Raw genomic sequence first — 6,186 nt, 5'->3', positions numbered from 1 at the left:
CGTAATGTACGGATTTTTTATGTTATGTGCTATTCCCTCTTTAGTTATTACTTCATCTTCCATTTAATATTCCTCCTTTGTAAGTTAATACGTAAAAGTAAAAACAATCTTTACAGAAAAAGGCATTACCAGCATTACTAGTTCCATTAATTTTACTCCAATCCTTCTTCCTCAATAATCTGATATTTCATTAAATTGAAGTAAGAACGACCTATTAACAAGTCAACCATTAAAATTACCAAAATTGATATCCATATAAAGTTATTTTCTTCAGCTGTGTAAGGCACAATACGACTTAAATAAATCAAAATACCAAAGCCACCTAAAGCTACAACAATGCCCATGATATTACCCGCAGAACCCGATAATGACTGAATTAAACCAAATTCACTTATTACAAAAATATTAAAACCAATAAGCGAAATAACATTAGCTATAATAATTATCAGCCAATAGTCAAATACATCGTCTCCATTAACTGTTGCACCAAAAACATATACTGAAGCAATAGCTATTGATACACTATAACCACATAATGTACTGATAATAATATATCTTATTAATGTTCCCTTATCTGTTTTAACCTTTTTGGATTTTTCTTGCACATACGAAATGACATTAATAATCAACCAAAATAATAAGAATATATAAATATACTTAGGCAATTTGTATAATAAATGCTGAGGAAAAAACATAATTGAATATAGAACAAGTGCTAGTATATTCATTAATATTGCAACAGGGGTAATGTATGGATTTTTTATATTATGAGCAATTTCCTCTTTTGTTATTTCTTTTTCCACTATCCATCTCTCCTCTATAAATGAAGTCTTTTTAAGCTAGTTAGTTCTCAATTAAGCTCTAAAAATAAAAAATAGTAATGACATTATTCTTCTAGTTTAAAATCCGAGCCATGTTTAACTACTGTGTGGTCATGATTTTCTCCATGGACTTTATATCTATATCTTACACGCTGTACATTGTCGTCATTAGTGTAAAATATTGTTAGTGACCTACCAATTCGTTCTGGTTCAAATACATAATGAGGTTTATAAATAATATCCATAGATAATTGCTTTTTATCTTTATCATATTTGATTGAATCTTTTTTTATAATTATTTTGTTTTGTTCGTCTTTGATTTTAATATCTTTCTTCATATTCATTTCAGTACTTTTTGGTAAATCCTTGATATTTAAAGATTCAACATCATCTTGACTTTTAGTTTCATTTGTCTTTTTTTCTTTTTTAAACGTATCTGTATCATGATTACTATCTTTACTATCATTACCACAAGCAGTTAATGTAACTAATAGACTTAACATCAACACAGCTTTCATCATGTTTTTCATTTCTTTTCCTCTCAAATCAATTAAATGAATTTATGTAAACTTAATTATTTTAAACATTTCGATATTTTCATTTCTTACTACAACTCATCTTCTTTGATTGAACTATTTACCAATCCTAAATAGAAGAAAGATCGTGCAACTAAAATATGCACTGCTATCATAAATAATATCCCTACCCAAATTGTTCTATTTTCTTCAGAGTCAACAGGAATAATCAATGAAAAGTATATTAATCCAATAGTTGAAAGTATTATAGTGATAATTCCTAACCATTTGATTAACTAAAAGCAAAGGCGATTAAATATGAATTCTTTATGTTGTTCATACACATAACTTGCATTTCTTTAGGTTTCATGGGCACTCTCCTTTTTAAAACATTGATATTACTTTAAAACTGTCAACTAATCTTAGCTATAGTTATACCAATTAGTGCTTGATATTCATTAAATAAATACTAAATTTTTTGTATGTTTCCCATGCAATTAAACGTTATGCCATATATTGTATTTTTTAAAAATAGGGATTAAACAAGTGCTATTTGCCTAATCCCTTATAATTATTATTGAAATCGAACTAAAATGTATTGTTCATTAAACAAAGAATTTACAAATTGTCATAGTAGTTGTAACAACGGTTACAATAATTGCGGTTTGTAATAATTTGGCGCCTTTTTCTTCATTATATTGTTTATATTTATAGCTACAGATGATTGAACCGATACCAAATAGAAAAACTACTAGAGATAAGACCATAAATACCCATGTCCATATTTTTAATGCCTTCCCGGTTTCTTCCATATCAATACTCCTCTTTATAAATAAAACAATATAATGTTATATAATTATTTTATAATATTTTCGCACAAATAATACAAGTATGTCCCTATTTTTCTTTTACTTCTACATTTTCTTCTTCATAATCTGCTTTATGGCTTTTCTTGTATTTAAGTGGGTTTTCATCCATATCTAATTCTGGTTTGCCGTTTTTCATTTTATAAGTAAAGTAATTTAATTCTTCAACTTTTTTACTAAGTTGTACACCAATCACAAATACTTTTCCGTCTTTATAAACATATGTATTACTATCATTTCTATCTACTTTTTTATCTACTTTTAAGCCAAATGCTGGTAACATTTTATTTGTTTCTTCTTGCTTTTTATAAACCTTATCGATATCTTTGTCGTACTTATCTCCTTTACCACAACCCGCTAACACAATCGCAAACAGTAATAACACAGTAATAATTCTTTTCATTTGTTTACCCCTTAATCTTTTTTATTTAGATTGATATTATCTTTTTCTTTTAAAATAAACACCAAGCTAACACAATTAATAATACCATAAGAAATCGTGAATTAATCGAAATGAATATAATTTTTTTATTTTTAATCCAAAACAAAATATCTGTTACAACATACGCAATCAAAAAAGTATCATTATCTTTACTTCGAGCATTTCATATTAACGCTTGATAATTAAGGCAACCATATGAATAAAAGGATGTATAATCCAAAAACAAATAAAGGTTTTATAGTGATGAAGACAAATTGTTTTCTTTTCAGCCATGAAATAATGTCTATTACCAAAAATACCACAGTTATAAAAAATAATAGCATCATTAATGCTACAATATCTTTGCCGGCGATATCTTTCATAGCCGGTGTGACTAGTATTTTAGTTGCAGTAAATAATATGATTAATGCTACCATAGCAATGTAAAATTTATATTTTGATAATCTCAAACTTGTCATACGCTTTTTAGTTTGATTATAAATTTTAGCTGATATCAACGTATTATTATATTTCATTAATATCTTTAATTGATGTCGTAGTGGTCTCTTCCATAATGCATTTATCACTACCAATCCATATATAAGAATGCTAAGTATGAGTATAAATAAACCATTGTTGATTAATTTCTGATTGTGCTGCATAAATAGAAATGGAATGACAAATAAAATGCCACTTATACTATATAAAATTATCGGTAAAATAATAGAATGATTAAACCACATATCTGCTGTACTACAAAGTACGTAATAAAAACCAAAAACAACAATGGCTAATAATACAATTATCCATACGTCTTTTACTAGCAACAACATGGAGATAACTGCCCATAATGCAACACCTAGTGGCACAATTATTCTAACTAAATTTGCGCCATATTTTTCCATACGATAGCACTCAATGAGGAACGTAAGAACTATAACTGCAAGGCCAATTATAATGAAACGGTATGCGTAACCAAACTCAAATAATAAAACATCTTGCTCTATTTCTGGTGTGAGTCTTAGTTTAGCAATAACAATCAAGGCGATGGCAATAAGAAAATGATATACAGCTTGTCTGCGAGTAAAGCGAAAATCATAAGCTTTATCCTTTGCTATTTTGTCATTAAATTGATTTTTCTTAGCATAATTATATTTATGTTTATTTAATTTGATAAAGTAATTTTTCAGTGCCAAATAAATATATATCAATGAACTTATATGCAGAAACACCACATATGCAATCAACCCACTATGATTTAAACCTCCACCAACAAAGTAAATTGTCATCAGTAGTGCTAAGATAACAATATCGACAAAATAACCGAAAATCGGGATTCTTTGAGCTTTTAACATACTTGCAAAAATCGCTAAAATAATAAGTAAAATAATTGAAATCAAACCTAAAATAACCAAAACATTTCTCCTGACTATATCAAATTGTTTATAACATGCTTTGCTGACTTTTATCTAAATTGATGTATCCTGCCGTTTTTGATATTCTTTCATATAACGCTCGAGTGCATACAGTTCTTTAAGCTCATAGTCTAATTTAGGTAATATACCAAATTTTTTATAACGATAATAATTAAAATAAGCACTTGATCCAAATTCTGTAGCATCCCAATCTATAAATTGATACAATACGTTTAATTTACCTTTAATCGTAAAATCAAATTCACATGTACTCCAGGCTTTGTGTTTATTTCTAATAAATTCATAACGTAATTCTTCAAACAAATCATATAATCCATCGGTTTGATGACTGAATTCATCATTTGACGTATGACAATTCTTAGGAATATCCATTGAATAAAACAGTTCATCACTATCAGGTATAGTATAATAAAAGTACACTGATCCTCCGCCATCAGTCATATATGCAACTGCATATACATTCTCCCACGATACTGGAATCATATTCATGATATGCTGTCCAATATATCGATATAAATAATTTATCTTTTCTTTAAATTCCATAGTTACAATTTCATTTTTATCGTCAATTGTTTTGGCATACCTATGAATGGCATACATTTGTTCAATGTCATATTTTTGTTTTGGTAAGTGACCAAAATTCTTATAAAAATAATAGTTTTTCATATGTTTAGATCTAAAATCTACCGCATCCCAATCTGTATTTTCATATACAGCTTGCTTTTGTCCCTTATGATTAAACTCAATAACACATGTACCAAATGGCGGTCTGCCATTTACAACAAACAGATGCCGCAACTTCATTAATAATTCACATAACGTTTCAAACTGCTGATCAAATACTTCTTCTGATACATCAAAATTCCAGGTAATATCCATTGACAGTTGAGGATCATCTTCACCTGGGACCATATAATGGAAGTACACATACCTCTTATTGTCCCCAATAAACGCATTTAGACACACGTTTTCCCATCTTTCTGGAATCATGTCACTGATATGATTAGTAATTTCAATATATAATTCATCTAATCGCGCTTCAAAATTCATGATTAGTCACATCCTCCCATTCATTATGTAAATATTTTTGCGATAATTTTTATTATTCAGATATCAAATGATTAAAGTAGTATTCTGGATGATATACCATATTTCATTTTATCTTAATCCGTCTTGCATGACTTCAATAATTTTCATATATTTCCAACCTGGTAATTTCAAATATACTTTTATTCTTTGAAACACCATCCTCTTTTATTTATAAATTGAAATAGCTATTTTACAGTCGGCGTTTGATTTTTGTAGTTCTTTATATTTATTAAATAAATCTCTAAACCATATTGACGTATATTTTCTTTTAAGCTTTAAATTGTAAAAACAGTTTAATTCTCATTTTAACTAATAGTTATGCTTTTGAAATGACTATATACAATATTGATTATATATTAATTTCTAAAATTGACATATACTATTTAGTAAAAAAATATAATCATCGTTGATTTATTCTATCTATATTTATTATTTTACAGCGCCTCCGTCATTTAACTTTGATTTAAAACTCATTTATACCCACTGCTATTTATATTTAATACGTTTATTTTAGGTTTTTAAATTTAACTGGCATAGCAATATTAATAAAAATAACACTTATAATATCATCTAGATAACAATAATTAGAATTAAACTTAAAAAAAGAGATTAAACAAGTGTCATTTGTCTAATCTCCTTTTTATTAATTTATCTAATTTTATTATTTCTCTCGGCTTTCTTTTACATATTGTTCAACTTCATGCATTCTTTTAATTGCGTATTCCATTTCAGGCAAAATACCAAACTTTTTATATCGGTAATAATCAAATTTTCCACCAGGTCCAAATTTTGATGCTTTCCAATCTATGTACTCAAAAGAGACATTTAAGTTACCTTCAATTGTAAAGTCAAATTCACACGTGCCAAACTGTTCTTGACCATATTTAACAAAAATAGCGTTTAAATCATCAAACAAATCACATAATCGAAAAGCTCTGTTCACATATTCTTTCTTAGACACACCAAAATCTTTTGGTATATGTTGTGAATAATAAAGTTCATCTTTCTGTGGAACTGTAAAAAAGAAAAACACTTCAC

7 protein-coding genes are annotated in these 6,186 nt (G+C 27.6%); all 7 read right to left on the bottom strand.

Features of this window, described 5'->3' with window-relative positions; all coding sequences use genetic code 11:
- Positions 1-152 precede the first annotated feature (152 nt).
- On the bottom strand, positions 153-803 hold the full coding sequence (locus tag HMPREF3267_RS09815; protein WP_083324706.1) for a DUF5079 family protein: 651 nt from the start codon (positions 801-803) through the stop codon (positions 153-155).
- 83 nt (positions 804-886) lie between these two features.
- Positions 887-1,351 carry an LptM family lipoprotein gene (locus HMPREF3267_RS09810; protein WP_002478480.1) on the bottom strand — a complete coding sequence of 155 codons (465 nt, stop codon included), beginning with the start codon at positions 1,349-1,351 and terminating at the stop codon, positions 887-889.
- A gap of 590 nt (positions 1,352-1,941) precedes the next feature.
- Positions 1,942-2,148 (bottom strand): hypothetical protein, encoded by a 207-nt coding sequence (locus HMPREF3267_RS09805; protein WP_002459600.1) that lies wholly within the window; start codon positions 2,146-2,148, stop codon positions 1,942-1,944.
- Between the two features lie 85 nt (positions 2,149-2,233).
- Complete coding sequence (locus HMPREF3267_RS09800; RefSeq protein ID WP_002459601.1) at positions 2,234-2,605, bottom strand: cystatin-like fold lipoprotein; 372 nt, start codon at positions 2,603-2,605, stop codon at positions 2,234-2,236.
- A 221-nt stretch (positions 2,606-2,826) separates the two neighbouring features.
- Positions 2,827-4,038 (bottom strand): DUF5080 family protein, encoded by a 1,212-nt coding sequence (locus tag HMPREF3267_RS09795; protein ID WP_062078732.1) that lies wholly within the window; start codon positions 4,036-4,038, stop codon positions 2,827-2,829.
- A gap of 54 nt (positions 4,039-4,092) precedes the next feature.
- Positions 4,093-5,109, bottom strand: a complete 1,017-nt coding sequence (locus HMPREF3267_RS12380; RefSeq protein WP_081095660.1) for a TIGR01741 family protein — start codon at positions 5,107-5,109, stop codon at positions 4,093-4,095.
- 700 nt (positions 5,110-5,809) lie between these two features.
- Positions 5,810-6,186, bottom strand: a 377-nt coding sequence (locus HMPREF3267_RS09780; protein ID WP_070859602.1) for a TIGR01741 family protein, incomplete at its 5' end; no start/stop codon positions are given.

Source organism: Staphylococcus sp. HMSC62D11 (assembly GCF_001839145.1).
In the GTDB taxonomy this organism is placed as follows: domain Bacteria; phylum Bacillota; class Bacilli; order Staphylococcales; family Staphylococcaceae; genus Staphylococcus; species Staphylococcus lugdunensis.
This window is presented reverse-complemented; position numbering and strand designations above follow the sequence as displayed.

Coding starts and splice junctions, on each gene's coding strand:
- HMPREF3267_RS09810 (WP_002478480.1), bottom strand. CDS start 1,351: ATGAAAAACATGATGAAAGCTGTGTTGATGTTAAGTCTATTAGTTACA.
- HMPREF3267_RS09805 (WP_002459600.1), bottom strand. CDS start 2,148: ATGGAAGAAACCGGGAAGGCATTAAAAATATGGACATGGGTATTTATG.
- HMPREF3267_RS09800 (WP_002459601.1), bottom strand. CDS start 2,605: ATGAAAAGAATTATTACTGTGTTATTACTGTTTGCGATTGTGTTAGCG.
- HMPREF3267_RS12380 (WP_081095660.1), bottom strand. CDS start 5,109: ATGAATTTTGAAGCGCGATTAGATGAATTATATATTGAAATTACTAAT.